Here is a 24,764-nt window from a genome sequence, read left to right on the forward strand (position 1 = left end):
GCTAGGGCATGTCTCTAAAGCAGGTGGTTGAGCCATTGGGTGACGGCTCGCAGGACGGCTCCTGCTCGGTAGGTCAGTGCGAGCTTGTCGTAGCGGGTGGCCAGCGCGCGCCATTGTTTGACATCGCTGTATCCGCGTTCGATGACGTTGCGGCCGCGGTAGGCCTCGGTGTCCAGTCCGACGGGCCGGCCACCGCGTGAGCCGCGGTTGCGCCGGTGTTGCTGCTGGTCGCGGGGCTCGGGGATGACGCATTTGATGCCGCGACGGCGCAGAGCCTGCCGGGTGGCGCGCGAGGAGTAGGCCTTGTCGCCACGCAGCATGTCCGGTCTCGTTCGAGGGCGACCGGGCCCGGCTCGGTCGATCGAGAGGGCATCGAGCAACGGGCGCAGCATGGGTGAGTCGCCGCCCTGGCCGGGCCCGCACAGGATCACCAGGGGTAGTCCGTGCCCGTCGACGAGCTGATGGATCTTTGTCGACAGTCCGCCTCGGGAACGGCCCAACGCGTGATCAGGAGGCTCGACGCGCAGATTCTTGTGATTCCACAGCTCCCCCTGTGGTGCGGGCCAGGTTCGTGCCGTGCTGGTGAGCGCGGCAGATCGTGGAGTCGACCGCGACCGACCAGTCCAGCTCTCCTTGGGCGTCGGCGCGGACCAGGAGAGCGTCGAGGACCCGGTCCCAGGTTCCGTCCTGAGCCCAGGCTCGATGGCGCTTCCAGACGGTCTGCCAGGGCCCGAACTCCTCGGGCAGATCTCGCCAGGCCAGACCGCACCGGTAGCGGTAGATGATTCCCTCGATCACCTGGCGGTGATCCCGCCTGGGTCTACCTGACCAGGGACGTTGAGCAGGCAACAGCGACTCGATCGTCTCCCACTGCGCGTCGGACAACACACTTCTGCGACTCATCCACCCAGACTCACGCACACCCGGGCCACCGCTTAGGAGACACGCCCTAGGGGCCGCACTCGTCCGGTGCCTGCCCGTTCGCGCGTTCCCGGTGGGGACGAGCCGCATCAGCTCGCTCCTCACCGGGAAGGCGCTCCACTCCTGGTTCTCAGTACTGCGACATGCCCTGGTCGACGTTCATCGCCAATCCGGTGGTCCAGGTGGACTCGTCGGACAGGAGGTAGAGAATCGCGTTGGAGATCTCCCTCGGCGACATGAAGTTCGGGTCACCCTCCGGCCGCGGCCACACGTTGGCCATCGGCAGAATGCCCGGGCTCTCCCGATCGAGGTCACCGATGATTCCCATCGCTCCGTTGCCCATGAGGGTGTCCACCGGTCCCGGATGGATGGTGTTCACCCGAATTCTCTGCTTCGACATCTCCATAGCGAAGGACTTGCCGAGCGCCGTGACGCCGAACTTGGCCGCGTTGTACGGAGCGTTGAACGGACCGGCCTTGATGCCGTTGGCCGACGAGATGAGAACGATCGAACCGCCGTTGCCCGCGTCGATCATCGTCGGCGCGGCTGCGCGGACCGTGTTCCACACGCCCGTCAGATTGATGTCGATCGTCGTCTGCCACTCCTCCTGCGAGAAGGCGTGCCAGTGATTGATGTTGGCGATTGCTGCGTTCGCCACGATGCCGTCGAGGCGGCCACCGAGCTCTGCCACGCCCTTGTCGACGACCTCCTTGAGGCGATCCGGGTTCCGGACGTCGCCCTCCTCAGCGATGATCCGCCTGTCCAGCGCCTCGACCTCTCGGACGGTCTGCGCCAGGTCATCCGGACTCGCGGGCTCGTACTGGGAGAAGCCCTCGACCGGTCCGGCGATGTCCATCGCGATGATGTCGGCGCCCTCCTCGGCCAGGCGCAGCGCGTGGCTGCGTCCCTGCCCTCGGGCGGCCCCGGTGATGAAGACGACCTTGCCTTCCATACGTCCTGCCATGATTCGTGACTCCTTCGTCGTGAGTGTGGTGGTCGAGGTCGATTACTTGATGAGGGTGCCCGCGTCGACGGGCAGCGGGACGCCGGTGATGAACCGCGCCTCGTCCGAGGCGAGGAACAGAAGGGCGTTGGAGATGTCGCGCGCATCTACCCAGGGGGTGGGAAGCACCTGCATCCCCTTCGAGACCTCCCCGAACTGCTCCCGGGTGGGATGCTCCTCGGCCGGGAGGAAGAGCTTCCATGTCGCGTCGTTCTGGATCATGGGCGTGTCCACCTGGGTGGGGTGGATCGAGTTGACGCGAATGTTGTCGGGCCCGAGCTCCAGCGCGAGCGAGCGCATGAGTCCCACCACCCCGTGCTTCGCAGCGACGTAGTGCGCGGAGTTCGCGTACGGCATGAGGCCGGCGGCCGAGCTCGTCAGCACGATCGAGCCGCCACGCCGTCCGGCCTTCATGTGTGGAATGGCGGCTCGGCACGTGTTCCACACGCCGGAGAGGTTGATGTCGATCATGTCCTTCCAGACCTCGACCGGCAGCTCGTGCGCCGGGGCGAGTCCGGAGATGATCCCCGCGTTGCCGGAGACGATGTCGATGCTGCCAAGCTCCGCGACGCCCTCGTCGGCCAGCGCCTTGACGGCCTCCGCGTCGCGCACGTCGACCTTGCGAGCGATGATCCGGCGGTCGAGCGCCTCGACCTGCCTCACCGTCTCGGCAAGGTCCTGTTCCGTGGCACCGGCGTACGGCACGTTGGGGACGTCCTCCGCGATGTCGAACGTGATGATGTCGGCGCCCTCCTCGGCCAGGCGCACGGCGTGGCTACGACCCTGCCCCCGCGCACCTCCCGAGATGAAGGCGACCTTGCCTGCTACTCGTCCTGCCATGACTCCAGACTCCTTCGTCGTGATCAGTGGTGAACCGTTCGCGACCTGTCAACTGGGGGCGGCACCCCGGCGCGGCCGCCTACGCCGGGGCACCGATGGGTCAGAGCGAACCGCCGGCGTCGATCGGGAGCTGGACGCCGGTGATGTAGCGCCCCTCCTCCGACGACAGGAAGACGATCGCGTTGGAGATGTCGACCGACTGGACCCACGGGATCGGCAACACGTGCAGCGATCGCGACGCCTCGGCGAAGTCGTCCTCGGTCGGGTTCTCGAGGTCGGGCCGGAAGATCTTGATCTGCGCGTCGTGCATGATCATCGGCGTCTCGACCTGGGTGGGGTGCACCGAGTTGACCCGGATCGAGTGCGGACCGAGCTCCTTGGCGAGCGTCTGCATGAGGGAGACAACGCCGGCCTTGGCGGCCGAGTAGTGCGCGATGTTCGCGTTCGCCCGCAGGGACGCACCCGAGCTCGTCAGCACGATCGAACCGCCGTTGCCGGCCGCGATCATGTGCGGGGCCGCGACCTTCGTCGTGATCCACTGGCCCGTGAGGTTGATGTCGATCATCTGCGCCCACGCCTCGTGGTCGAGCTCGATGGTCGGCATCATCGGGCCGGAGATCCCGGCGTTGGCGCTGACGATGTCGAGCCGGCCGCCCAGCTCGGCGACCGAGGAGTCGACGAACGCCTGCATCGCCGCCTCGTCCCGGATGTCGACCTTGGCGGCGATGATCCGGCGGTCGAGCGCCTCGACCTGACGCACGGTCTCGTCCATGTCGGCCTGGGTGCCGCCCGCGTAGGGGATCAGCGGCACGTCCTCGAGGAGATCGACGCCGATGATGTCTGCGCCCTCCTCCGCGAGCCGGACCGCGTGACTGCGACCCTGCCCCCGCGCGATACCGGTGATGAAGGCAACCTTGCCCTCGAGGCGACCCGTCATGTCGTCAAGCTCCTTCGTCGTCGTGGGAATGCGTGTGCCGCGGTGCTGCGGCCCGTGCGGGCGGCGCCCCGGCGCGGCCGCGCACGCCGGGGCACCGATCGGTCAGAGCGTGAAGCCGGCGTCGATCTTCAGCTGCGTACCCGTGACGTAGCGACCCTCGTCCGAGGAGAGGAAGAGGATGGCGTTCGAGAGATCCACGGGGTCGATCGCCGAGATCGGCAGGGCGTGCAGCGCCTGCAGCCGCTCGCGGAAGACCTCCTCGGTCGGGTTCTCCAGGTCCGGGGCGAACAGCTCGTAGAGCGCCTGGTTGAGCACCATCGGGGTGTTGACCGAGGTCGGGTGGATCGTGTTGACGCGGATCCGGTGCGGGCCGAGCTCCTTGGCGAGCGTCTTCATCAGCCCGACGACGCCGTGCTTGGCCGCCGTGTAGGAGCCGACGTTCGGCGTGCCGAGGATCCCCGCGGTCGACGACGTGAGCACGACCGACCCACCGTTGCCGGCCTCGATCATGTGCTTGGCGGCGGCCTTGACCGTGTGCCAGACACCCTTGAGGTTGATGTCGAGCATCGTGTCCCAGTCCTCCTCGGACTCCTCGATCGCCGGGGAGCCGAAGGTGAAGATGCCGGCGTTGGCCGACACGATGTCGAGGCGCCCGCCGAGCTCAGCGACGCCCTCGTCGACGACGGCGGACACAGCCGCGAAGTCGCGCGCGTCGGCGACCCGGGCGACGATCCGGCGGTCCAGGGCCTCGACCTGGCGCACCGTCTCCGCGAGGTCCTCCTCGGTCGGCGCCGGGTACTTGACGCCCTCGACCGGCGCGGCGATGTCGAACGTGATGATGTCCGCGCCCTCCTCGGCGAGACGCACCGCGTGCGAGCGCCCCTGCCCGCGTGCACCTCCCGAGATCAGCGCAACCTTGCCCTCGAGACGGCCAGCCATATCGATCAACTCCTTCGTGTCGTGATGCTCAAACGGATCTCTCGGTCATGACGGACGTGGGGCGGGCGGTCCGCGCCGGTCGCCGGGCGCCACCTGCGGCTCGCCGCCTGTCCTCGTCGTCACCGGCTCCAACTCATGCATCCGGATGGATATTCCGGGCTGAGTCCGTCCGCTACAGCTTCCCGGCCACACGTCACCCGATGTGGTTCCCGGCGTCGACCGGGAACTCGATGCCCGTGACGTACCGCGCCTCGTCCGACGCGAGGAACAGCAGCGCGTTGGACAGGTCGATCGACTCGATGAGGTCGACCGGGTACGGGTTGAGCGTGTGCGTCACCTCGAGGAAGTCCTCCTTGGTCGGGTTCTCGAGGTCGGGCCGGAACAGGTCGTACATCGGCTGCATGAACGTCATGTCCGTCGCCACCGTCGTCGGGTGGATGGTGTTGACGCGGATCTTGTCCTTCGCGAGCTCGAGCGCGAGCACCCGCATGACCCCGATGACACCCATCTTCGCGGCGACGTAGTGCACGACGTTCTGGGCCGGCTTGAGCGCGACGACAGAGCTCGTGATGGTGATCGACCCGCCGCCGGAGGCACGCAGGTGCGGGATCGCCGCGTTGCACGTCTTCCACACACCGGTGAGGTTGATGTCGATCATGTCCTGCCAGGTCTGCTCGTCAATCTCCTCCGACGGCCGGAAGCCCGAGACGATCCCGGCACCGGCGGAGACGATGTCGAGCCGCCCGAGCTCGGCCACACCCTCGTCGAGCACCTCGGTCAGGCGGGCGGAGTCCCGGACGTCGGCCTGCCGCGCGACGATGCGCCGGTCGAGCGCCTCGACGGCCCGGACCGTCTCGTCCATCTCCTCCTGGGTCCCCATCGCGTAGGGCGCCGTGGCGATGTCCTCGAGGATGTCGACGGCGATGATGTCGGCCCCCTCCTGCGCGAGCCGAATCGCGTGACTCCTGCCCTGGCTCTTGGCCGCGCCGGTGATGAAGGCGACCTTGCCCTCGAGTCGTCCTGCCATGGTTGTGCTCCTCACGTCGGTGTGGTGGTGCGCGCGACCGAGGAGGGCACCCGCCTCTCGGTCGTTCGCCGGGTCCCGCGCGCACGAGGCCGCGGGCGGCGGATCAGGCCGAGGACGGTGCCGTGGTGGACTGGGTCATGCGTTCCTCCTCGAACGGTCGCCAGGGCCTCGTCCTGATGTGTGGGCCAGCCCACACGATCCTCATGGGAGCGTATATGACACTGAGTGCCACTGCAATGGATTCCTGAAGGGGACGGAGCGATGCAGGACGACGTCAGCGACGACGGGGCGGGCGGCGGCCCGCGCGCCCCGGCACGGCCCACCGGAGACGACGACACGACGACGAGCGGTCCCGACGACCGGGCCGCGACCGGTTCCGACCGACCCCCCGGCCGCCCTCGCGCGACGACGCACCACGAGCTCGCCACGATCGGCGTCGAGCTCTTCACCGAGCACGGGTACGCCAACGTCTCGGTCGAGCAGATCGCCGCCGCGGCCGGCGTCTCCCGGCGCACCTTCTTCCGCTACTTCGAGACAAAGGCGGACGTGGTGTGGGGCGACTTCGAGGCGGAGGTCGAGCGTCTGCGTGCCGCCCTCGCCGAGGTCGACGACGACGTCCCGATGATGGCGGCGCTGCGGACCGCCGTGGTCGACTTCAACCGCGTCCCGCCGGAGGGCATGGCGCAGCACCGCGCACGCCTCCGCCTCATCCTCACCGAGCCCGACCTCATCGCCCGATCCCTGCTCAAGTTCCAGGGCTGGCGACGCGCGATCGCCGAGTTCGCGGCCCGCCGCCTCCAGGCCGAGGCCTCCGCCTTCGGCCCCCAGCTCGTCGGCGAGGTCGCACTGTCCGTCGCCGTCGCCGCCTACCGCCAGTGGATCCCGAGGCGTTCAGCCGACCTCGCCACCTGCATCGACGCCGCATTCGACGCGGTCACGGACCTTGAGCTGCTCGACGCCGACGTCTCCGCCGCCCTCACCGCGCGCCTCGACCCACCCCGTTAGCACGTCGCCCCCAGGACCATCACCGACGACGACGAACCCCGCGTCACCCCTCCGCCGGAAACAACGACCCTGGCCGGAGGGCCGGCCACAGCAGTTCCGTCGCCCACCGCGCCGTCAACGGTGCGCCTCGCGGCCAGCCACACCGTCCTCGCCGATCCACCCGCCGGCCAGGTGCCCGAGAGCCATCGCCACCGACTGCGTCCCGCCCGAGGTGTGCGAGGGCAAGGCGGACAGGTCGGCGACCCGCAGCCCGCCGACACCCCGCACGCGCAGCCGCTCGTCGAGCACCGCGCCCGTCCCGCCGGCCGCCGCCGTGCCCACCGAGTGGAAGATCGCGCCGCCGGTGTCCCGCACGTACCGCGCCGCAGCCGCGACGTCGCCGGACGGCACGAGACGTCCCGGCACCAGCTCCTCGGCATCGATCGCGGCAACCGCGTCCGACCCGACGACGGCGCGCGCGGCCTCGAGCGCCCGGGCGGCCATCTCCCGGTCCGCGGGGTCGCCGAGCAGCGGGCCGCGAACCTCGGGTGGCGCGTCGACGTCCGCCCCGGTCACATGGACGGACCCGGTGGCGCGCGGGACCAGCGGGAACGCCTGCACCATGAGACCGGCGTGCCCGCTGGGGGTCAGCCCGTCGTCGTCGGTGGAGACCTCGGTGAGGAGAAGCTGCAGGTCAGGGTGTTGACCGCCGCGAGAATCGACGGACGCCACGAGGTCGTAGGGCCCGCGCGCGAGGCGTCCGGAGCCGGTGAGGAGGTACTCGAGGACCGAGCGGCGCAGGCCCCGCCCCCGCAGAGCGGCGTTCATCCCGAGGCCGTCACGGACGCGCACCTTGACCGTCGCGCCCCGTTGCTCCCTGAGCCCCTCTCCCACCTGCGGTGACGCGACCTGCAGCTCGATGCCGAGCGACGCGAGCCGGTCGGGGTCCCCGACTCCCGACCGCTCGAGCAGCTGCGGGGTCTCCAGGGCACCGGCCGTGAGCACGACCTCCCGGCCGCGGTGCAGCAGGCGCCGACCCTTCGCGTCGACAACCTCGACCCCGACCGCCCGGCCGCGCTCGAGGACCACCCGCACCGCGCGCTCCCGCTGCACCAGCCGCACCCGCCCCGTCGCGAGGTGCCGAGCTACGAGGCGCCACGCGGCGGCGCGACGGCCTCGCACGATCGACGCGGGCGTCCGTCCGGCACGGGGCCCGACGGCGGCACGCACGTCGGGTACGAACGGCACCCCCGTCGAGGCGAGCCCGCCGGCGAGTGCCCGAAGCACCTCCGAGTCCCCCGGGTCGCTCGCGGGCGGCGGCACGGGGAGGCGGCGCTCGATCGCCTCGAACGCCGGCTCGAACTCGCGCCATGACCAGTGCGCGCCCAGGTCGGCCGCGAGCGCGTCGTAGAGATGCGGCTCGCCGCGGAGGTACATCGTGCCGTTGACGAGGGTGGAGCCGCCGGGGCCGCGGCCGCGCAGCCACGTCTCGGAGGAGCCGTGGGCGTTCCCGCCGGTGTCGTCACCAGCCGGGTCAGGTTCCTCACCAGCCGACCCGGGACAGGCACCATCCGGCTCCGGCGCGACCCCCTCCTGCGCCGGACGCACCTCGTACTGCGACGACAGGCCCGGCCGCACCATCGTGCGCACGAACCCCATGGGGACCGTCACCACGGGGTCGAAGGTGAACGCGCCCGCCTCGACGATGAGGACGCGCCGGCCGAGGTCCGCCAGCCGGGCGGCGAGGGCGCATCCGGCGGCGCCGGCCCCGACCACCACGACGTCCGCCGCCCGCCCCGTCTCGATCATGTCTCCCGCGACTCCCGCCCCAGCGTCTCCGGCGCGGTCCGCCACGGCATCGCACCGGCGAGCAGCATCACCCCGGCCAGGCCGAACGCCCACGCGTACCCGAGCTCGTCGACGAGCAGGCCCGAGACGATCGGGCCGAGGATCGTGCCGGCGTCCATCGCCATCTGGCTGCGCGCCACGACGGACCCGCCGCTGCGCTCGCGCCCCACGACGTCGGCGAGCACGGCCTGCTGCGCGGGCTGGATCGCCGCGGCGGACAGCCCACCGAGGACGGACATCCCGAGCACCATCACCACGTGCGGCGAGAGGCCCATGAGCACGGAGGTCACCGCGGACACGACGAGCCCGCCGAGCAGCAGCGGCCGCCGCCCCACCCGGTCGATCGCGCTCCCCGTCCAGCGCAGCGCCACGAGCGTGCCGATCGCGTAGCTCGCGAGCGCCACGCCGGGCGACCACTGCCCGGAGCCCGCCACGGTCAGTGCGAACAGCGGGACGATCGCCATCCGCACGCCGAGGTTGGCCCAGCCGTGCACGAACCCGGAGACGAGCGAGGCCCGGTAGGCGGGATCGCGCATGGCCTCGGCCACCCGCATGGGCGGCTGCGCGGGCTCGGCGACCACGCGGGCCTTCGCCGCCTCGCGCTCGGCCCGCGACGGCCGGACGAAGACGGCCACCACCGCGGCCGCGACGAGCAGCCCCACGCCGTAGATGACGAACGGTGCCCGCAGCCCGAGCCCGGACAGGGCCGCGCCGAGCACCGGACCGAAGACGTTCCCGAGCAGGAAGCCCGACCCGAACAGCGCCGACGCCCGTCCACGTTTCGCCACCGGGGCGAGCGCGATGACCAGCGACGCGGCGGAGATGGTGAACATCGTCGACCCGATGCCGCCGAGCCCGCGGAACACGAGCAGCTGCCAGTAGTCGCCGGCGAACGCGCTCGCCCCCGTCGAGAGCGCGACGATGACGAGGCCCGCCACGTAGACGATCCGGGGGCCGAGCCGGCCCACCAGTCCTCCGCCGACCGGCGCGAACACGAGCCGCATGAGGGCGAACGCCGAGACGACGACGGTCGCCGCCGTCACCCCGACCCCGAACGACCGCGCGTACGTCGGCAGCACGGGCGCGACGAGGCCGTACCCCATGGCCACGATGAACGAGGCGACGACGAGGACCCAGATCTCCCGCGGCATCGGCTCGTCCCCCGGTGCGGGCGCGGCCCCTGGTGGTGTCGTCATGTCCTCGCCATTGTCGCCCACCCGGGGCACGACGCCGACGTGGGCACCGCCACCCACACCGGCACCTACGCCGCCGCCCTCGCGTCCTGCCACACCCACCACCTGCCGTTCCGGCCAGTTCTCCCCCGTCCACACCGTTGCCCGCCGCACCGGGCCCGCGGCTAGTGTCGGGACGTGGACGACGTCAACGGCTGGACCGCGATGCTCGCGGAGAATCCCGGCCACTCCCGCTGGTACATCGAGCGGTTCCGACGCATGGCGGACAACGAGGCGGACCTGGCGGGCGAGGCGCGGCTCGTCGACGCGCTGGTCCCCCGCGGCGCACGGATCCTCGACGCCGGTGCCGGCACGGGCCGGGTCGGCGGGCACCTCGCGGCCGCCGGCCACGTGGTGGTCGGCGTCGACCTGGACCCCGAGCTCGTCGAGGAGGCCCGCGCGCTCCACCCGGGCCCGCAGTGGCTGGTCGGGGACATCGCGGACCTGGACTCCGCGCTCGCCGACCGCGCCGGCGCCGCCGAGCCGTTCGACGCGATCGTCTGCGCCGGCAACGTCATGACGTTCCTCGCCCGCTCCGAGCGCCGTCCCGCCCTCGAGGGCTTCGCACGGCACCTGGCCGCCGACGGCCGCGCGGCGATCGGCTTCGGGCCCGACCGCGGGTACCCGGTCGACGACTTCCTCTCCGACGCCGGAGCCGCCGGGCTCGCCCCCGACCTCCTCCTCGGCACCTGGGACCTGCGCGCCCTGCGCCCGTCGTCGGACTTCCTCGTCGCCGTCCTCACGCACGCCTGAGCCGCCCCGTGGATCTCGTCGGCTGGTCGCTCGCCGTCGTCGACGCCCTCGGGGGCGCCGGCATCGCGCTCGTCCTCGCCCTCGAGAACCTCGTCGCGATGATCCCCGGCGAGATCCTCCTGCCGTTCGTCGGGATGCTCGCCGAGCAGAACGGGTACGGGATCTGGTGGGCGCTCGGCTGGACGACGCTCGGCTCGGTGGTCGGCGCCTACGTCATCTACGCGGGCGGCCGCCTCCTCGGCCCGGACCGCGCCCGGCGGCTCCTCCTCAAGGTCCCGCTGACCGAGTCGGCGGACATCGACCGGGCGACCGCGTTCTTCGACCGGTACGGGGCGTGGGCGGTGATCTTCGTGCGCTGGATCCCCATGCTCCGCGCGTTCATCTCGCTGCCCGCCGGCACGCAGCGCATGAACCCGCTGACCTTCGGGCTGGCCACGGCGATCGGCTCCGGCACGTGGAACGGCGTGTTCGTCGTCGCGGGCTACTACCTCGGGCAGCGCGGCTCGGAACTCATCAACGAGGTCGTCACCACGTACTCGCTCGTGCTGGGGATCATCGGCGCGATCGTCGTCGTCGTGCTCGTCGTGCGACGCCTCCGCCGCCGACGCCGCACCCGTGCCGTCGGCCTCGCGGTCCGGCACGTGGCCGAGCGGCCCGCCGTGCCCGAGGACACCCGCCCCGACGACGACGCACACCACTCCGACGACGACCACCCCGCCGACCACCCCGCCACCGACGACGACGCCCCGGCGCCCCGCCCGACCAGCCCGGACGGCCCCGAGAGCGACCTCGTGGCAACCCCTCGACGACACCCGGGCGGCGGCTCGGTGAACAGTTCGTGATCGTGAGCCGCGCCACGGCCGATCCGGCCGGCACCGTCCCAGGATGGAGCCGTGGCCATCCTCGTGGACCCCGGTACGTCGTTCGAGGCTTCCTCGTCCGCTGACCTCGCCGCACCCTCGGCCCCCGCGCGCACGCTCCCACCGGCGCGCACCGCCGCCCCGCCGGCGCACCCCCTCCCGCCGGCCCCCGCAGTCGCCGGGGCCCGCACCGCACCGGCCCCGGCCGCCCGCGCGGTCTCCCCCACGCACACGGTCGACCTCCCGCCGTGGCACCCCTCGGCCCCGTCGCCGGCATGGGCCCCGGTCGACGTCGAGCCGCTCCCGGCGCCGCAGGCCCCCCGCTCGCTCCCCTACGGCGCGCACCGCGGCCCGTGGGCGATCGCCCACCGCGGCGGGCTCGCGAACGCGCCGGAGAACACCGCCGAGGCCTTCGCACGCGCGTCGGCCGTCGGCCTCACCTACCTCGAGACGGACGTCCGCGTCACCGCCGACGGGGTGGCCGTGGCCTTCCACGACGCCACGCTCGACCGCGTCACCGAGCTCACCGGCCCGGTCTCCACCCGCACCTGGGCCGAGCTCGCGGCCACCCCCGTGCTCGGCGGCGGCCCGGTCGCCCGCATCGAGGACCTGCTGGCCTGGTTCCCCGACGCCCGGTTCATCATCGACATCAAGGAGGCGGCGGCGATCGGCCCGCTCGTGGCCGCCGTCCGCCGCACGCGCGCGGCCGACCGGGTGTGCGTCGCCGGCGGCTTCGACGGCTGGCTCGCCGAGCTCCGCGACCGCGCGGGCGTGACCTCCGCGCTCGGCTGGCAGTCCCTGTTCCGCCTCTACGTCGCGGCGATGTCCGGCACCCACCCGCCGCGCCGGCTCGCCGAGGGCGGCGCGTTCGCCCACGCCGCGTGGCGCCTCAACCAGCTCGTCATCATGGGCAACCCGCGGGTCGCCGGCCGCCTCGTCGGCATGGCCCACGACCTCGGCCTGCGCGTCGTCGCCTGGACCGTCGATGCCCCCGCCGACGTGCGTTGCCTGCTCGACCAGGGCGTGGACGGCATCATCGCCGACGACGCCGCGCAGCTCGTGCGGACCTTCCGCTCCGGCGGCCTCGCGCCCACCGGGGCCTGACGACCCGCACCGTCGTCCGCGGCCCGCGAGCCGCCGCGGACCGCTGTGAGATCCTGGCCCTCCCGACGGGCGGAGGACCCCCATGGACACCTGGGACCGGAACCGGCTCTGGCAGGCGATCCGGACCGAGCGCATGCGCCTCGCCGACGACTTCGCCGACCTCACCGCCGAGCAGTGGCAGACCCGCTCCCTGAGCAGCGACTGGACGGTGGAGGAGACGCTCGCGCACCTCACGGCCGCTGGCAGCACGGGCACGCTGGCCTGGCTGCGGAGCATGGTCGGCGCCCGCTTCCGCACGAACGTCCACAACCAGCGCCTCCTCGACCGGCACAAGGGGGCCACCCCGGCCGAGACGCTGCTCCTGTTCCGCACGACGATCCCCAGCCAGGTCGAGCCCACCCCCACCACGTGGGCGTGGCTCGGCGAGGTGGTCGTGCACGGCATGGACATCCGTCACCCGCTCGGCATCGCCTCCGAGCCGGACCACGACGCTGTCGAGCAGGTGGCCCTCAGCTACGTCGCCAAGGACTGGGCGGTCAACTCGAGCTCCGCCGTCGAGGGGCTCGAGCTCGTCGCCACCGACGGGGTCTTCCGGTACGGCGAGGGGCCCGAGGTCACCGGCCGCACGCTCGAGCTCGTCATGGCGATGGCCGGGCGCTCCGCGTACGTCGAGCGCCTCGAGGGACCCGGCGTGGAGACGCTGAAGGAGCGCTTCACCCGCGCGGCCTGAGGCCCTGGGAACACCCCCGCACGACGACGCACCCCCGGCGGTCGCACCCGTGGTCCGTCACCGTCCCCGCGACCCGCACGACGCCGCGACCACCCGCGGCCCGCACCCTCACGCCGTCTCCGACGCCCCGAGCAGGACCACTCCCGCCCTCAGCACGGCGACCTCCCGGACGTCGGCCGGCTCGGGAACGGACCCCCGCCCGACGACGAGCGCCCGCGCGCGCACGCCTCCCTCGAGGACGACGTCGACCCACGTGCGCCCGCGCAGCTGCCGCACGGCGGTGGCGCGGGCGGGGAGGACGGCCGCGATCTCGGCGTCCGAGGGGCCCACGACGAGCGCACCCGGGGTCAGTGCCACCTCGCCGGCACCGGCGCCCGGACCGGCCGCACCCGACATCCCGAGCGCCGCCGCCGGCAGGACCGGGCCGTGGCCGAGGAGCTCGGCGACCTCGCGGTCGGCCGGCGCCTCCCACAGCCGTCCCGGTGTCGCGACCTGCCGCAGGCGCCCGTCGCTGAGGACGGCGATGCGGTCGGCAACGGTGGCGGCCTCGTCGAGGTCGTGCGTGACGTACAGGGCGGTGGCGCCGGCGGTGCGCAGGATCGCCGACAGGTCGACGGCGAGCCGCTCGCGCAGGCCGCGGTCGAGGGCCGAGAGCGGCTCGTCGAGCAGGAGGACCCGCGGCCGCGGCGCGAGGGCCCGCGCAAGGGCCACCCGCTGGGCCTGGCCGCCGGAGAGCGTGGTGACCGGCCGGTCGGCCAGCTCCGCGAGCCCGACGAGCTCGAGCAGCTCGGTCACCCGGGCGTCGCGCCGCGCGCGGGTCGCCCGCCTCGCCCGCGGCACCGAGCGCAGCCCGTAGGCCACGTTGCCCGCCACGTCGAGGTGGTCGAACAGCTGCCCGTCCTGGAAGACGAGGCCGACGCCGCGGCGGTGCACCGGGACGCCCGCGAGGTCGGCGCCGTCGAGGCGCACCGTCCCGGACGCGAGCAGCTCGAGCCCGGCGACCGCCCGCAGCAGCGAGGACTTGCCCGACCCGGAGGCCCCGACCACGGCGAGCACCTCGCCGGGCGCCACGCTCACCGACACGTCGTCGACCGCCCTGTGCCCGTCCGGGTAGACGACCGAGACCCCCTCGACGACGAGGCCGCCCCCGTCAACGGTCGCCCGGTCCGCCCCCGTCCCCTCCGCGGTCGTCCGGTCCGCCCCCGTGCCCGCCGTGCCCGTCGGCCCCGCGCCGTCGTCGCTCGTCACCATCCCGCATCTCCTTCCGCCCGCGCGCGCTCCGCGAGCGCCATCACCGTGGCCGTCAGCGCCGCCAGCAGCACCGCCGCGGCCATCGCCGTCCCGTGGGTCTCCGCCCCCGGCCGCCCGAGGAGCCGGACGATCGCGACCGGCAGCGTCGGGTCGGTCGAGCGGGCGAGGAAGCTCGTCGCCCCGAACTCTCCCATCGACACCGCGAACGCGAACCCGGTCGCCACGCCGCCGGCCCGCAGGAGCGCCGGTCCGTCGATCGTGCGGAGCACCCGGGCGGGCGAGGCCCCGAGGGTCGCCGCGACCTCCCGCTGCCGCGCCTGGACCGCCCGCAGCACCGGGACCACCGTGCGCACCACGAGCGGCACCGCGACGACCGCCTGGACGATCGGGACGGCGAGCGGCGAGGAGCGCAGGTCGACCGGCAGCCAGGTCGAGAGCAGGACCATGCCGAACCCGACGGTCACCGCCGAGACCCCGATCGGGAGCATGACGAGCGTGTCGAGCAGGGACCGGCCGCGTCCGAGAATCCGGCCTCGCCGACCCGTCCGGCCGACTCCGTCGGCCTGCCCGCGTCCGTCTGCCCGGGCATTCCCGCCCACCCGCGAGCTCCCTGCGCTCCGCCCCGCCGTGACGAGCGGCCCCGCGCCGGGCCGCCCCGCGATGACGACCGCGGCGAGGAGCCCGACCACCAGCGAGAGGACCGTGGCGTCGACGGCGGCCCGCAGGGACAGCTCGGCCGCGTCGAGCACGGTTCTCGGCAGGGCGCCGTCACCGTCGCCCGCGAGGGAACGGAAGTGGTCGAAGGTCCAGGACCCGTCGGGGGCGCGCAGCGCCCGCTCGAGGAGCCCGAGCATCGGGAGCAGGAGCAGGCCGCCCACGGCGAGAGCGGTCGTCGCGGCGGCCGCGAGCTGGCCGGGCACGCGCAGGTCGAGCGGCGGGGTCGGCACCGGCCGCGTCCGCCCGGGCACGCCCCGTGAGCGGGCCACGAGCACGGTCGCGGCGACGACGACGACGATCTGCACGAGCGAGAGCACCGCCGCCCCGCGCAGGTCGAGGTTGCGCGTGCCGAGCCGCCAGATCTCCGTCTCGAGGGTGGACCACCCGAGCGGCGCCATCGTGCGGACGATCCCGAACGAGGTGGCGCAGAAGAGGGCGACGAGCGCACCGGCCGAGACGATCGCGGGGGTCAGCGCGGGCAGCGTGACCGTGCGCATCGCCCGCCACGGGGAGGCGCCGAGCGTGCGGGCGGCCTGCGCGGGGCGCGGGTCGAGCGCCGCCCACGCGGGTCCGACCACCCGGACCACCACCGAGTAGTTGACGAACACGAGGGCCGCGAGCAGCGCCCATGGCGTCCGGTCGAGCCCGAGGCCGCCGAGGATGCCGGACGGCGCGAGCACCGCCCGGAAGGCGACGCCCACCACGACGGTCGGCAGCACGAACGGGACGGCCACGACGACGCGGAGCAGCCTCCGGCCGGGGAAGCTCGTCCGGTAGAGGACGTAGGCGCCGGGCACCCCGAGCAGCACGGCGCACGCCGTGGCCGCGAGAGCCTGCGCGAGGGTGCGCACGAGCGCCCGCCCGGTGCCGGGCCGCGCGAGGATCTCCAGGACCGGGTCACCCGCGGGGATCCCCGGGATCCGCTCGCCGGGCAGCAAGCCGTGGACGACGAGGGCCACGACCGGGGCCACGAAGAACGCCGCGAGGAAGGCGATCGGGACCCCGGCCGCGACCACTCGCGCGGCGCGGCGGGCGGTCAACCGCCGACCACCTCGTCCCACGTGGCGAGCCAGTCCTCGCGGTGCTCGTCGACCTCGGCCGCCGGCATCTCGATCGGGTCCTCCGCGGGCGGGGCGAACTCGGCCCATGCCTCGGGCAGCGCCACGGAGTCGTCGACCGGGTACATGTACATCGCGTCCGGCAGTGCCGACTGGACGTCCTCCGACAGCAGCCAGTCGATGACCGCGCGCGCCCCCTCGGGGTTGTCCGCCCCCTCGACGACGCCCGCGTACTCGACCTGCCGGACGCAGGTCTCGGGCAGCGCCGCCGTCGTCGAGGCCGAGCCGTCCTCGGTGAGCGTCGCCGCCGGCGAGGAGGAGTAGGACAGGACGACCGGTCGGTCCCCGCCCGAGAACGTGAAGTCGACGTAGTAGGCGTCGGACCAGGAGTCGACGACGCGGACCCCGTTGTCGAGGAGCCGCTGCCAGTAGTCGGCGAACCCGTCCTCGCCGCTCTCGGCGACGGTCCCGACGAGCATCGCGAGGCCGGGCGAGGAGACGTTGGGGTCGGTGACGACCGCGAGGTCGGCGAACTCCGGGTCGGCGAGGTCCTCGAAGGTCGCGGGCGGGGTGCGGCCCTCGGCCTCGAACCAGGCGGTGTCGACGTTGAGGCAGACATCGCCGAAGTCGATCGGGGTGAGCTCGTCCCCGCCGTCGACGAGGAGCTCCTCGGCGGAGGCGGGCAGCTCGGGGGACGTGTACGCCTCGAGCACCTGGCCGTCGACGGCCCGGCTCGCGTAGGCGTTGTCGATCCCGTACACGACGTCGGCCGACGGGCTGCCCGCGGAGAGCAGCAGGTCGTTGACGACGCTGCCGGCGTCGCCCGGCGAGGTGACGACGAGGGTGTAGCCGGTCTCGGCCTCGAACGCCTCGATCAGCTCGTCCGGCAGCGTGAACGAGTCGTGCGCGACGAGCGCGACCTCGCCGCCCACGCCGGGCCCGGACCCGCCCGACGACGGGCCCTCGGACGCCGAGCCCTCCGTCGTCGTCCCGTCCGACCCGGCCGGCGCGCCGTCGTCGGGGCTCTCGTCGTCCCCGCCGCCGAGCGAGCAGCCGGCGAGGGTGAGGGTGATCGCCGAGGCGAGGCCGAGGACGGCCCCGCCGCGACGGGTGGTCGTGCTGTGCATGTCGAACCTCCTGCGTGGGTGCGCAGGGTTCGTCGCCGCGGCGGGTGCCGCGACGACGGAGAGATGTCCCGACTACCTCCGCCGGTGCTAACCGGATCAGGTTCGAGGGTCTGCGGCTTCCCGCACTCTCAGCGCCGGCTCGGCGCTCCCCTGTCGTTCACCGGCATGCTACCCCGGCGCGCAGGGGTCCGACGTTCGTGTCCCGGCGCGCGGGTCAGTCGTCGAAGACGTCGTCCGCGACCTTCTGGAGCTCGGCCGGCTTGTACCACTTCGCCGCCTGACGCATGGCGAGCTGGCGCACGAGGCCGACGACGGCGCCCGAGACGGCCGTGAAGATGACGATCTCGACGAGCGAGACCGAGTCGTCGCCGTCGACGACCTCCGGCGGCTCGTGCCCGGTGGCGGCGACCCACCCCTTGGCGAGGATCTTGTTCGCCGCGATGCCGGCGACCACGCCGGCGCCCGTGCTGACGATCTTCCAACCGATGTCCATCTGTGCCCTCCGTGGTCAGGGCCTCTCGCCCTGGTCGTCGTGTGGTGGTCCGCCCGGTCGTCCCGCGCGTCCCCCGGGGACGATCATGCCCCAGTGTGCTGGTGGTTCATGTCGCCGCCCGCGGCCTCGATGTCCTCGGCCAGCTCGTCGACGACGAGCCGGGACCGGTCCACCCGCCCCGTGCGGTAGCCGGCGCGCCCTGCCATGTGGGCGCTGATGGGCGCCGTGAGGAGCTGGAACGCGACGACGAGGACCAGGGTCCACCCGATCCGCGGGTCGCGCACCTCGAGGGCCACGCCGGCCATGAGGAGCGCGAGGCCGAGGACCTGCGGCTTGGCCGCCGCGTGCATGCGGCTGAACAGGTCGGGGAAGCGGACGAGCGCGAGCGCCGCGACGAGGACGAGCAGCGACCCGGCCACCAGGAGGATCGCCGCGAGCACGGAGACGACGTCGGACCAGCTCATGAGCGCGCCTCCCCCTGCTCGGTGCCCGTCGCCGCGCCGTGGGGCGCTCCGTCGGCACGGCCGTCGGCCGCACTCCCGGCCGGGTCGCTGCCCGCACCCTCGCGCGGGGAGCCGGTGCCGGTCGGCGCGTCGACGTCCGCGTCCTCGTCGTCGACGTCCTCGCCGGTGACGCGCGGGGAGTCGGGACCGTGGACGGGCGCGTCGTCGTCCTCGAGCTCGCGCTCGCGGGCGATGACCTGGGCGAGCTCCTCCTTGGTGAGGATCCGCGCCTCGTCGGACTTCTCGACGGCGGTGAACCGCGCGACGGTGACCGTCGTGAGGAATCCGACGAGCGTGAGGACGACGAGCATCGGCAGGTACGCCGCGTCCCCGGTCCAGGCGATGAGCAGCCCCACGAGCGCGACGACGGAGGCGGTGACGACGTCCGTCGAGACCGCGCGGTCGAGCGTCGACGGCCCGCGCTCCATGCGCACGAGCGCGACGAAGACGGCGAGCACGACGATGCCGAGGCAGCCGTAGACCACGGCCTCCATCATGAGGCGCCCCCATCCGTCGTCCGGTCCTCGCTACGGACCCCGTCGGCGGGCCCCTCCTCCGACGGCGCGTCGGCGGCGGCACCCTCGACCGACGGCGCCGGCAGCCGGCCGGCGCGCCGCGACCACCCGGGTCGGAAGCCGGCGTCGACGAGCTGGTCGTCGGTGGCGAAGGCCCGCAGCAGCCGCTCCTCCTGGGCGAGGACGTCGATGTGCGCCTGCTCGAGCCCGCCCGAGATGTCGACGTCGAGGATGTGCATGTAGAGCATGCCGGACAGGCGCATCGCCTCGACGACGAGCGAGCCGGGCACGAGGGAGCACATCCCGCCGGTCGCGGTGAGGATGAGGTCCGAGTGGGAGCGGAGCTGCACGCGGATGACCGCACCGCGCGGGGCGCGACCGCGGACGGTGAGGACGACGATCTGCCAGGAGGCACGCAGCACCTCCTTGACGAAGACGGCGACGAGCACCACCACCGCGAGCGGTCGCACGGTGGTCCGACCCGTGGCGCGCGGCATGGGCATGAGGATCGTGACGAACATGCCCAGGGCGAAGCCGGCCACGACGTTGCCGACCGACAGGTCGCCCCACAGGAGCACCCAGACGACCGTGAGCCAGACGACGAGCTTCCACGACGTGGGCACGAGGCGAGGGGGCGCGCCGCGCGCGCTTCGGCGACGTCCCCAATTGGCGCGGGCGCCCGGCCGGCCCCGGCGGCTGCCACGGACGGTGGTGCGCGGGTCCGAGGGCGTGGCGGCCCCCGCACGGAAGTGTCCGAGGTCCTCGGTCACGGCACTCCCTCCTCTCCGACGGGCTGGTCCTCGCTCGGCGTCTCCACGGGGACCTCCTCCGAGCGCTCGCCCTCCTCGGCGACCTCGTCGGAGATGCCGTCGCCGCGCACCCCGCCGGGCAGCACGGCGGCGATGTACGGCGTGCGCAGCATGAGGTCCCGGGCGGCCGTGTCCGCGTAGTCGACGATCGGCCCCGCGGCCACGGTCATGCCGAGCGACATCGCGATGACGGCGCCGGCCGACAGCGTCATCGTGGCGGGCGTGGACTGCCCCTGCAGCTCCTCGGGCGCCTCCTGCCAGAACGCCATGTTCCAGGCCTTGACCACCGCGTAGAGCGTGAGCAGCGAGGTGACGAGGCCGGCCGCGACGAGTGTCCAGGACATCCAGGAGCCCTCGGTCGCGGCGGCCTGCATGAGCCCGACCTTCCCGAGGAACCCGCTGAACGGCGGGATTCCGGCGAGGTTGAGCGCGGGGACCAGATAGAGGATCGCCAGGAGCGGCGCGAGCCTGGCGAGGGACCCCAGCCGGACGAGGGAGGTCGTGCCGCCGCGGCGCTCGATGAGACCGGCGACGAGGAACAAGGCGGTCTGGACGGTGATGTGGTGGGCCACGTAGAAGATCGCGGCCGAGAGCCCGTCGGTGGTCGCCGTACCGATGCCCCAGATCATGTAGCCGACGTGGCTGATGAGCGTGAAGGACAGCAGACGCTTGAGGTCCGCCTGGGCGACCGCCCCGAGGATACCGACGAGCATCGCAGCCGCCGCGACGACCATGAGCACCGTGCTCATCCGGCCGTCGCCGAACAGCGTGACCTGCGACCGGATGATCGCGTAGACGCCGACCTTGGTGAGCAGGCCGGCGAAGACCGCGGTCACCGGCGCGGGCGCGGTCGGGTAGGAGTCGGGTAGCCAGGCGGACAGCGGGAACAGCGCCGCCTTGATGCCGAACGCGATGAGCAGGACCGCCTCGAGGACGATCGTCACGCCGGGGTCGATCTCCGGGAGCCTCTGCGCGAGCTGGGCCATGTTGACCGTCCCCGCGGCGGCGTACACGTAGGCCAGCCCCATGAGGAAGATGAACGAGGAGTTGAAGGAGACGATGATGTAGACCGTCCCCGAGCGGATCCGGTCGCGCGTGCCGCCGAGCGTGATGAGCACGAAGCTCGCCACGAGGAGCATCTCGAAGCCGACGTAGAGGTTGAACAGGTCGCCCGCGAGGAACGCGTTCGAGACCCCCGCCGACAGGACGAGGAACGTCGGGTGGTAGATCGTCACCGGTGCGCCCTCGTCGCCGTCGGCCACGTTCTGGGCGAACGAGTAGACGAGGACCGCGAGCGTGACGGCCACGGAGACCACGAGCAGCAGCGCCGAGAGCCGGTCCCCCACGAGGACGATGCCGACGGGCGCCGACCACCCCCCGATGTTGAGGACGAGTGGCCCGGAGTCCACGGCCACGAGCAGCACGATCGCCACCGCGAGGACCGCGGCGAGCACGACCACCGAGATGATGCCCTGCGCCTTGCGGAACCGCGCGAGCACGAGCGAGAGGCCCGCGCCTAGCAGCGGGGCCATGACCGGGACGGCCAGGAGCCAGTCCATGCTCATGCGCGCCCCCCGGAGTCGTCCGTGTCGGTCTCGTCGAAGGTCGTCTCGGCCTCCTGCTCGAGGCTGGCTCCCGAGTCGTCGGTCGAGCGGGCGTCGAGCTCGTCGCGGGCGGCGCGGCGCGCGATGCGGCGGTCCTCGAGGTCGTCCTGCACCTCGTCGTGCCCGTTGAGCTGCCACGAGCGGTAGGCGAGCGCCATGAGGAACGCGGTGATGCCGAGGCTGATGACGATCGCGGTGAGGATCATCGCCTGCGGCAGCGGATCGGACATGTCCTCCGTGGCGGACTGGCCGATGATCGGCGGCTCTCCGGCCCGACCACCCGCCACGAGGATGAGCAGGTTGATGCCGTGCGTGATGAGGCCCGCGCCGATGACGATGCGCGACAGGGACCGCTCGAGCACGAGGTAGACACCGGCCCCGACGAGGACGGCGATCACGACGACGAGGGCGAGGGAGGGGCTGACGTCGATCATGTGCGCCCCCGTCCGGCGGAGCCGTCGAGACCGGGACGCGCGGTCGGTGCGTCGGCGCCCTGGAGCTCGTCCGGCACGTCGTCGCGGTGGTCGACGCCGACGACGCGGTCGTCGGCGGCGCGCGCCGGGTCGTCGTGGGAGAGGTCGGGCGCCTGCTCGCCCTCGAGCTCGCCGTGGCGGTCGACCTCCGCGCCCAGCGAGCGCAGGATGTCGAGCACGAGGCCGATGACGACGAGGAAGACACCCATGTCGAAGAAGAGCGTGGTGACGAGGTGCACGTCCCCGAACGGCCACAGCGTGAAGTCGAAGACCGCGCTCTGCAGGACCGTGCCGCCGAACAGCATGGGGATCGTCGCCGCAGCGACCATGGCGACGAGCCCGCTGCCCAGGAGCTGGCCGGGGTGCAGCGGCACCGCCTCGGCGAGCTCGAACCGGCCGCCCGCGAGGTAGCGGACGATGAGCGCGATGCCCGCCGCGATGCCGCCGGCGAACCCGCCGCCCGGCGCGTTGTGGCCGGAGAACAGCAGGAAGAGCGCGTAGATGATGAGCGTGTGGAAGATCAGCCGGGCGCCGATCTCGAACATCACCGAGCGCCGCACCGGGGCGAGCGTCGCGCTCGCCGCGAGCCAGCGCTGACCCCGCTGCGGGTCTCGCAGCCGCGGGCTCGGGCCGGGGCGGTGGCGCTCCTTGCGGACGACGGCGGCGGGGTCCGGGAACTCCGCCCACACGCCGGGCGACCCCTTCCGCGGCTCGACGCGGCGCTCGACGCGCCCGAACCGGCCGCGGACGAAGACGAGCGAGGCGATGCCGGTGGCTGCGGCCACGATGACCGAGACCTCGCCGAGCGTGTCCCACGCACGCGTGTCGACCAGGGTGACGTTGACGATGTTGCGCCCGTACCCGTACTCGTAGACCTCGGTGGGGAAGTCGACCGTGACCGGCTCGTGGATCCGACCGCCGGTCATGTACAGCGCGAGCACCGCGACGGTGGTGCCCACCGCCGCGGCGATGGCCAACCGCGTCCAGCGCGAGGCGGCGAGCGGCCGGTTGGAGAAGTACGCGGGCAGGCGGCGCAGGACGAGGATGAGCACGACGAGCGTGACGGTCTCGACCACGGCCTGCGTGAGCGCGAGGTCCGGAGCGCCGTGGAGGACGAACAGCAGCGCGACGCCGTAGCCGGCGACGCCGAGCAGGATGACGGCCTTGAGCCGGCGGCGCGCGCGGGCGGCGAGCACGGCGGTGACGCACACGAGGAGCGCGACCGCCGCCTGCAGGGCGGAGTCCGCCAGCCGCAGGTCGGCCGGCACCGCGCCCGGGACGAGCACGAGCGCGCCCAGTGCGGCGAGGACGAACGTGACGAAGATGGTCGAGAGGTAGGCGGGCAGCGAGCCGCGCTGGGTCATCGCGGTGACGTCGGCGGCGAAGTGGTCGAGGGCCACGAGCGAGCGGCGGTACACGCCCTCGGCGCCGGCGTGGTCCGGCAGGAGGTCCTGGGCGCGCTCGACCTGCCTCCGGAACGCGAACAGGACGGCGCCGAGGACGATCACGAGGAGCGTGAGGAGGAACGCCGGCGTGACCCCGGCCCACAGGACGAGGTGCCCCGGCTCGCCGGGGTGCAGATCGGCGTGCGGGGCGAGGATCCGCTCGACCTGGCCGGGCACGAGGCCCGCGGCGAGCGAGAGGGCGGCGAGCACGATCGGGGGCGCCATGATGAGCATCGAGCGGCGCGGGACCACTGTCGGCTCGAGCCCCTTCTTCGTGCCGAACGCGCCCCACCACAGGCGCAGCCCGTAGGCGAGCGTGAGGACCGACCCGGCGACGACGCCGATGAGCGTGACGGTGTCGACCCAGCCGGTGCCGTGGACGAGCGCCTCGAGGGCCGCCTCCTTGCCCAGGTAGCCGAGCGTGGGTGGCAGTCCCGCCATCGAGGCGGTCGCGATACCCATGACGACGGCGAGGACCGGCATCTGCTTGCCGAGCCCCGAGAGCTTGCGCAGGTCACGGGTGCCGACCGCCCAGTCGATGATGCCGACGGAGAGGAAGAGGCAGGACTTGAACAGCGCGTGCGCGAGCAGGAGCGTGAGCCCCGCCAGCGCCACGGCGCGCTGCCCGTGGCCGACCAGGGCGATGAGGAAGCCGAGCTGGGACACGGTGCCGAACGCGAGGACGAGCTTGAGGTCGTGCTGCCGCAGCGCCCGGTAGCCCCCGATGAGGAGGGTGCCGAGCCCGAACCCGAGGACCATGACCTGCCACGCCGTCTGGTCGGCGAGGCCCGGTGCGAGCCGCGCGACCAGGTAGACGCCCGCCTTGACCATCGCCGCGGCGTGCAGGTACGCGGAGACCGGGGTCGGGGCGGCCATCGCGGCCGGCAGCCAGAAGTGGAACGGCACGAGCGCCGACTTGCTCAGCGCGCCCAGGAGCACGAGCACGATCGCCCACGTGAGCAGCGGCCCCTCGGCCAGGCGCCCGTTCGCCCCGGCCTCGACCAGGCCGGAGAGGCGGTACGAGCCACCCTCCATCTCGCCGAGCGCGATGACGCCGGCGAGCATGGCGAGGCCGCCGAGGGTCGTGACGAGGATGGCCTGCACGGCGGCACGACGGGCGGACTGGCGCTCGAACGAGTGCCCGATGAGCAGGAAGGAGAAGACGGTCGTCAGCTCCCAGAACACATACAGCAGCAGCGTGCTGTCCGTGGTGACGAGGCCGAGCATGGCGCCCGCGAAGGCGACGAAGACGCCCGCGAAGCGGGGCAGCCCCTTCGCGGTCCGGGAGAAGTAGGCGGCGCAGAACGCGAGGACGAGCGCGCCGACTCCGCCGACCACGATCGTCATCAGCCACGCGAGCGTGTCGAGGCGGAAGTCCAGGTGCAGGTCGTACCCCGGCACCCACGTGACGAGCTGCGTGGGTCCGTCCCCGGCGAGGACCTCGCTCGTGTGCGCCAGCGCCCAGGCGGCGGCCGAGGCCGGCGCGAGCGCGAGGAGCAGGAAGATCCGGCGTCCGAACCGGGAGACGAGCGGCGGAGCTGCGACGGCCACGAGCGCGTGGAGGGTCAGCAGCTCGATCACGGGCTGTCTC

General features: G+C 73.0%; 23 protein-coding genes and 1 riboswitch. Of the genes, 5 read left to right on the plus strand and 18 right to left on the minus strand.

All coding sequences use genetic code 11. The features are described from left to right. Positions 1–14: 14 nt before the first annotated feature. From ACPYO6_RS04980 to ACPYO6_RS05005, 6 genes are all read right to left on the minus strand, one after another. Positions 15–903, minus strand: a protein-coding gene (locus tag ACPYO6_RS04980) for an IS5 family transposase (RefSeq protein ID WP_425713789.1) whose coding sequence is annotated in 2 segments (ribosomal slippage) — positions 15–539 and positions 541–903 — 888 coding nt in all. Because the reading frame shifts where the segments join, the coding sequence is not laid out codon by codon here. A 148-nt stretch (positions 904–1,051) separates the two neighbouring features. After that, the gene (locus tag ACPYO6_RS04985) at positions 1,052–1,873 is read right to left on the minus strand and encodes a mycofactocin-coupled SDR family oxidoreductase (protein ID WP_425713790.1); all 822 of its coding nucleotides are present in this window, start codon (positions 1,871–1,873) and stop codon (positions 1,052–1,054) included. A 54-nt stretch (positions 1,874–1,927) separates the two neighbouring features. After that, a complete protein-coding gene (locus tag ACPYO6_RS04990) occupies positions 1,928–2,764 on the minus strand; it encodes a mycofactocin-coupled SDR family oxidoreductase (protein ID WP_425713791.1) in 837 nt (278 codons plus the stop codon). A 100-nt stretch (positions 2,765–2,864) separates the two neighbouring features. After that, complete coding sequence (locus ACPYO6_RS04995) at positions 2,865–3,701, minus strand: mycofactocin-coupled SDR family oxidoreductase (protein WP_425713792.1); 837 nt, start codon at positions 3,699–3,701, stop codon at positions 2,865–2,867. 102 nt (positions 3,702–3,803) lie between these two features. Beyond that, the gene (locus ACPYO6_RS05000) at positions 3,804–4,640 is read right to left on the minus strand and encodes a mycofactocin-coupled SDR family oxidoreductase (protein WP_425713793.1); all 837 of its coding nucleotides are present in this window, start codon (positions 4,638–4,640) and stop codon (positions 3,804–3,806) included. Positions 4,641–4,833: 193 nt separating this feature from the next. Beyond that, positions 4,834–5,667 (minus strand): mycofactocin-coupled SDR family oxidoreductase, encoded by an 834-nt coding sequence (locus tag ACPYO6_RS05005; RefSeq protein ID WP_425713794.1) that lies wholly within the window; start codon positions 5,665–5,667, stop codon positions 4,834–4,836. 261 nt (positions 5,668–5,928) lie between these two features. On the opposite strand from ACPYO6_RS05005, the gene mftR reads away from it, so the two are divergent. Then, on the plus strand, positions 5,929–6,672 hold the full coding sequence (mftR, locus tag ACPYO6_RS05010; protein ID WP_425713795.1) for a mycofactocin system transcriptional regulator: 744 nt from the start codon (positions 5,929–5,931) through the stop codon (positions 6,670–6,672). 114 nt (positions 6,673–6,786) lie between these two features. On the opposite strand, the gene ACPYO6_RS05015 is transcribed toward mftR, so the two are convergent. Both ACPYO6_RS05015 and ACPYO6_RS05020 read right to left on the minus strand, forming a co-directional pair. Then, positions 6,787–8,460: a GMC family oxidoreductase gene (locus ACPYO6_RS05015; protein ID WP_425713796.1), complete on the minus strand. Its 1,674-nt coding sequence runs from the start codon at positions 8,458–8,460 to the stop codon at positions 6,787–6,789. Further along, complete coding sequence (locus ACPYO6_RS05020; protein WP_425713797.1) at positions 8,457–9,695, minus strand: MFS transporter; 1,239 nt, start codon at positions 9,693–9,695, stop codon at positions 8,457–8,459. The genes ACPYO6_RS05015 and ACPYO6_RS05020 overlap by 4 nt, the downstream gene beginning before the upstream one ends. 174 nt (positions 9,696–9,869) lie before the next feature. Between ACPYO6_RS05020 and ACPYO6_RS05025 the strand changes: the two genes are divergently transcribed. The 4 genes from ACPYO6_RS05025 to ACPYO6_RS05040 all read left to right on the plus strand — a co-directional run bounded on the left by ACPYO6_RS05025 (position 9,870) and on the right by ACPYO6_RS05040 (position 13,178). Then, positions 9,870–10,484, plus strand: a complete 615-nt coding sequence (locus ACPYO6_RS05025) for a class I SAM-dependent methyltransferase (RefSeq protein WP_425713798.1) — start codon at positions 9,870–9,872, stop codon at positions 10,482–10,484. Between the two features lie 8 nt (positions 10,485–10,492). Next, positions 10,493–11,326, plus strand: coding sequence for a DedA family protein (locus ACPYO6_RS05030; RefSeq protein ID WP_425713799.1), 834 nt, complete (start codon positions 10,493–10,495; stop codon positions 11,324–11,326). Between the two features lie 51 nt (positions 11,327–11,377). Further along, positions 11,378–12,448 carry a glycerophosphodiester phosphodiesterase family protein gene (locus ACPYO6_RS05035; protein ID WP_425713800.1) on the plus strand — a complete coding sequence of 357 codons (1,071 nt, stop codon included), beginning with the start codon at positions 11,378–11,380 and terminating at the stop codon, positions 12,446–12,448. A gap of 82 nt (positions 12,449–12,530) precedes the next feature. After that, a complete protein-coding gene (locus tag ACPYO6_RS05040) occupies positions 12,531–13,178 on the plus strand; it encodes a maleylpyruvate isomerase family mycothiol-dependent enzyme (protein ID WP_425713801.1) in 648 nt (215 codons plus the stop codon). Between the two features lie 108 nt (positions 13,179–13,286). Here ACPYO6_RS05040 and ACPYO6_RS05045 read toward each other — a convergent pair whose 3' ends face one another. The 10 genes from ACPYO6_RS05045 to ACPYO6_RS05090 all read right to left on the minus strand — a co-directional run bounded on the left by ACPYO6_RS05045 (position 13,287) and on the right by ACPYO6_RS05090 (position 24,754). Next, on the minus strand, positions 13,287–14,429 hold the full coding sequence (locus ACPYO6_RS05045) for an ABC transporter ATP-binding protein (RefSeq protein ID WP_425713802.1): 1,143 nt from the start codon (positions 14,427–14,429) through the stop codon (positions 13,287–13,289). Beyond that, positions 14,423–16,294, minus strand: a complete 1,872-nt coding sequence (locus tag ACPYO6_RS05050; RefSeq protein ID WP_425713803.1) for an ABC transporter permease — start codon at positions 16,292–16,294, stop codon at positions 14,423–14,425. Before ACPYO6_RS05050 ends, ACPYO6_RS05045 begins: the two co-directional genes overlap by 7 nt. Beyond that, positions 16,183–17,331, minus strand: a complete 1,149-nt coding sequence (locus ACPYO6_RS05055) for a thiamine ABC transporter substrate-binding protein (protein WP_425713804.1) — start codon at positions 17,329–17,331, stop codon at positions 16,183–16,185. The genes ACPYO6_RS05050 and ACPYO6_RS05055 overlap by 112 nt, the downstream gene beginning before the upstream one ends. A 56-nt stretch (positions 17,332–17,387) precedes the next feature. Next, positions 17,388–17,493, minus strand: a riboswitch (TPP riboswitch). A gap of 52 nt (positions 17,494–17,545) precedes the next feature. Beyond that, entirely contained in the window at positions 17,546–17,824 is a 279-nt protein-coding gene (locus ACPYO6_RS05060; protein WP_425713805.1) for a DUF4235 domain-containing protein, read from the minus strand. An 83-nt stretch (positions 17,825–17,907) separates the two neighbouring features. Next, positions 17,908–18,288: a monovalent cation/H(+) antiporter subunit G gene (gene mnhG / locus ACPYO6_RS05065; RefSeq protein WP_425713806.1), complete on the minus strand. Its 381-nt coding sequence runs from the start codon at positions 18,286–18,288 to the stop codon at positions 17,908–17,910. Beyond that, on the minus strand, positions 18,285–18,824 hold the full coding sequence (locus ACPYO6_RS05070; RefSeq protein WP_425713807.1) for a monovalent cation/H+ antiporter complex subunit F: 540 nt from the start codon (positions 18,822–18,824) through the stop codon (positions 18,285–18,287). The genes mnhG and ACPYO6_RS05070 overlap by 4 nt, the downstream gene beginning before the upstream one ends. Next, complete coding sequence (locus tag ACPYO6_RS05075; protein ID WP_425713808.1) at positions 18,821–19,465, minus strand: Na+/H+ antiporter subunit E; 645 nt, start codon at positions 19,463–19,465, stop codon at positions 18,821–18,823. The genes ACPYO6_RS05070 and ACPYO6_RS05075 overlap by 4 nt, the downstream gene beginning before the upstream one ends. Positions 19,466–19,608: 143 nt before the next feature. Next, positions 19,609–21,216, minus strand: coding sequence for a Na+/H+ antiporter subunit D (locus ACPYO6_RS05080; RefSeq protein WP_425713809.1), 1,608 nt, complete (start codon positions 21,214–21,216; stop codon positions 19,609–19,611). Beyond that, positions 21,213–21,689, minus strand: a complete 477-nt coding sequence (locus ACPYO6_RS05085; RefSeq protein ID WP_425713810.1) for a Na(+)/H(+) antiporter subunit C — start codon at positions 21,687–21,689, stop codon at positions 21,213–21,215. Before ACPYO6_RS05085 ends, ACPYO6_RS05080 begins: the two co-directional genes overlap by 4 nt. Then, positions 21,686–24,754, minus strand: coding sequence for a Na+/H+ antiporter subunit A (locus tag ACPYO6_RS05090; RefSeq protein WP_425713811.1), 3,069 nt, complete (start codon positions 24,752–24,754; stop codon positions 21,686–21,688). The genes ACPYO6_RS05085 and ACPYO6_RS05090 overlap by 4 nt, the downstream gene beginning before the upstream one ends. Between the last annotated feature and the right edge of the window lie 10 nt (positions 24,755–24,764).

The sequence above is a fragment of the Georgenia sp. Z1344 genome, assembly GCF_049856295.1.
Lineage (GTDB): Bacteria > Actinomycetota > Actinomycetes > Actinomycetales > Actinomycetaceae > JB111.

Bases quoted from the DNA above. Each gene is read 5' to 3' on its own strand.
- ACPYO6_RS04985 (WP_425713790.1), bottom strand. From the start codon at position 1,873: ATGGAAGGCAAGGTCGTCTTCATCACCGGGGCCGCCCGAGGGCAGGGA.
- ACPYO6_RS04990 (WP_425713791.1), bottom strand. From the start codon at position 2,764: ATGGCAGGACGAGTAGCAGGCAAGGTCGCCTTCATCTCGGGAGGTGCG.
- ACPYO6_RS04995 (WP_425713792.1), bottom strand. From the start codon at position 3,701: ATGACGGGTCGCCTCGAGGGCAAGGTTGCCTTCATCACCGGTATCGCG.
- ACPYO6_RS05000 (WP_425713793.1), bottom strand. From the start codon at position 4,640: ATGGCTGGCCGTCTCGAGGGCAAGGTTGCGCTGATCTCGGGAGGTGCA.
- ACPYO6_RS05005 (WP_425713794.1), bottom strand. From the start codon at position 5,667: ATGGCAGGACGACTCGAGGGCAAGGTCGCCTTCATCACCGGCGCGGCC.
- mftR (WP_425713795.1), top strand. From the start codon at position 5,929: ATGCAGGACGACGTCAGCGACGACGGGGCGGGCGGCGGCCCGCGCGCC.
- ACPYO6_RS05015 (WP_425713796.1), bottom strand. From the start codon at position 8,460: ATGATCGAGACGGGGCGGGCGGCGGACGTCGTGGTGGTCGGGGCCGGC.
- ACPYO6_RS05020 (WP_425713797.1), bottom strand. From the start codon at position 9,695: ATGACGACACCACCAGGGGCCGCGCCCGCACCGGGGGACGAGCCGATG.
- ACPYO6_RS05040 (WP_425713801.1), top strand. From the start codon at position 12,531: ATGGACACCTGGGACCGGAACCGGCTCTGGCAGGCGATCCGGACCGAG.
- ACPYO6_RS05045 (WP_425713802.1), bottom strand. From the start codon at position 14,429: ATGGTGACGAGCGACGACGGCGCGGGGCCGACGGGCACGGCGGGCACG.
- ACPYO6_RS05050 (WP_425713803.1), bottom strand. From the start codon at position 16,294: ATGGGCCGAGTTCGCCCCGCCCGCGGAGGACCCGATCGAGATGCCGGC.
- ACPYO6_RS05055 (WP_425713804.1), bottom strand. From the start codon at position 17,331: ATGCACAGCACGACCACCCGTCGCGGCGGGGCCGTCCTCGGCCTCGCC.
- ACPYO6_RS05060 (WP_425713805.1), bottom strand. From the start codon at position 17,824: ATGGACATCGGTTGGAAGATCGTCAGCACGGGCGCCGGCGTGGTCGCC.
- mnhG (WP_425713806.1), bottom strand. From the start codon at position 18,288: ATGAGCTGGTCCGACGTCGTCTCCGTGCTCGCGGCGATCCTCCTGGTG.
- ACPYO6_RS05070 (WP_425713807.1), bottom strand. From the start codon at position 18,824: ATGATGGAGGCCGTGGTCTACGGCTGCCTCGGCATCGTCGTGCTCGCC.
- ACPYO6_RS05080 (WP_425713809.1), bottom strand. From the start codon at position 21,216: ATGAGCATGGACTGGCTCCTGGCCGTCCCGGTCATGGCCCCGCTGCTA.
- ACPYO6_RS05085 (WP_425713810.1), bottom strand. From the start codon at position 21,689: ATGATCGACGTCAGCCCCTCCCTCGCCCTCGTCGTCGTGATCGCCGTC.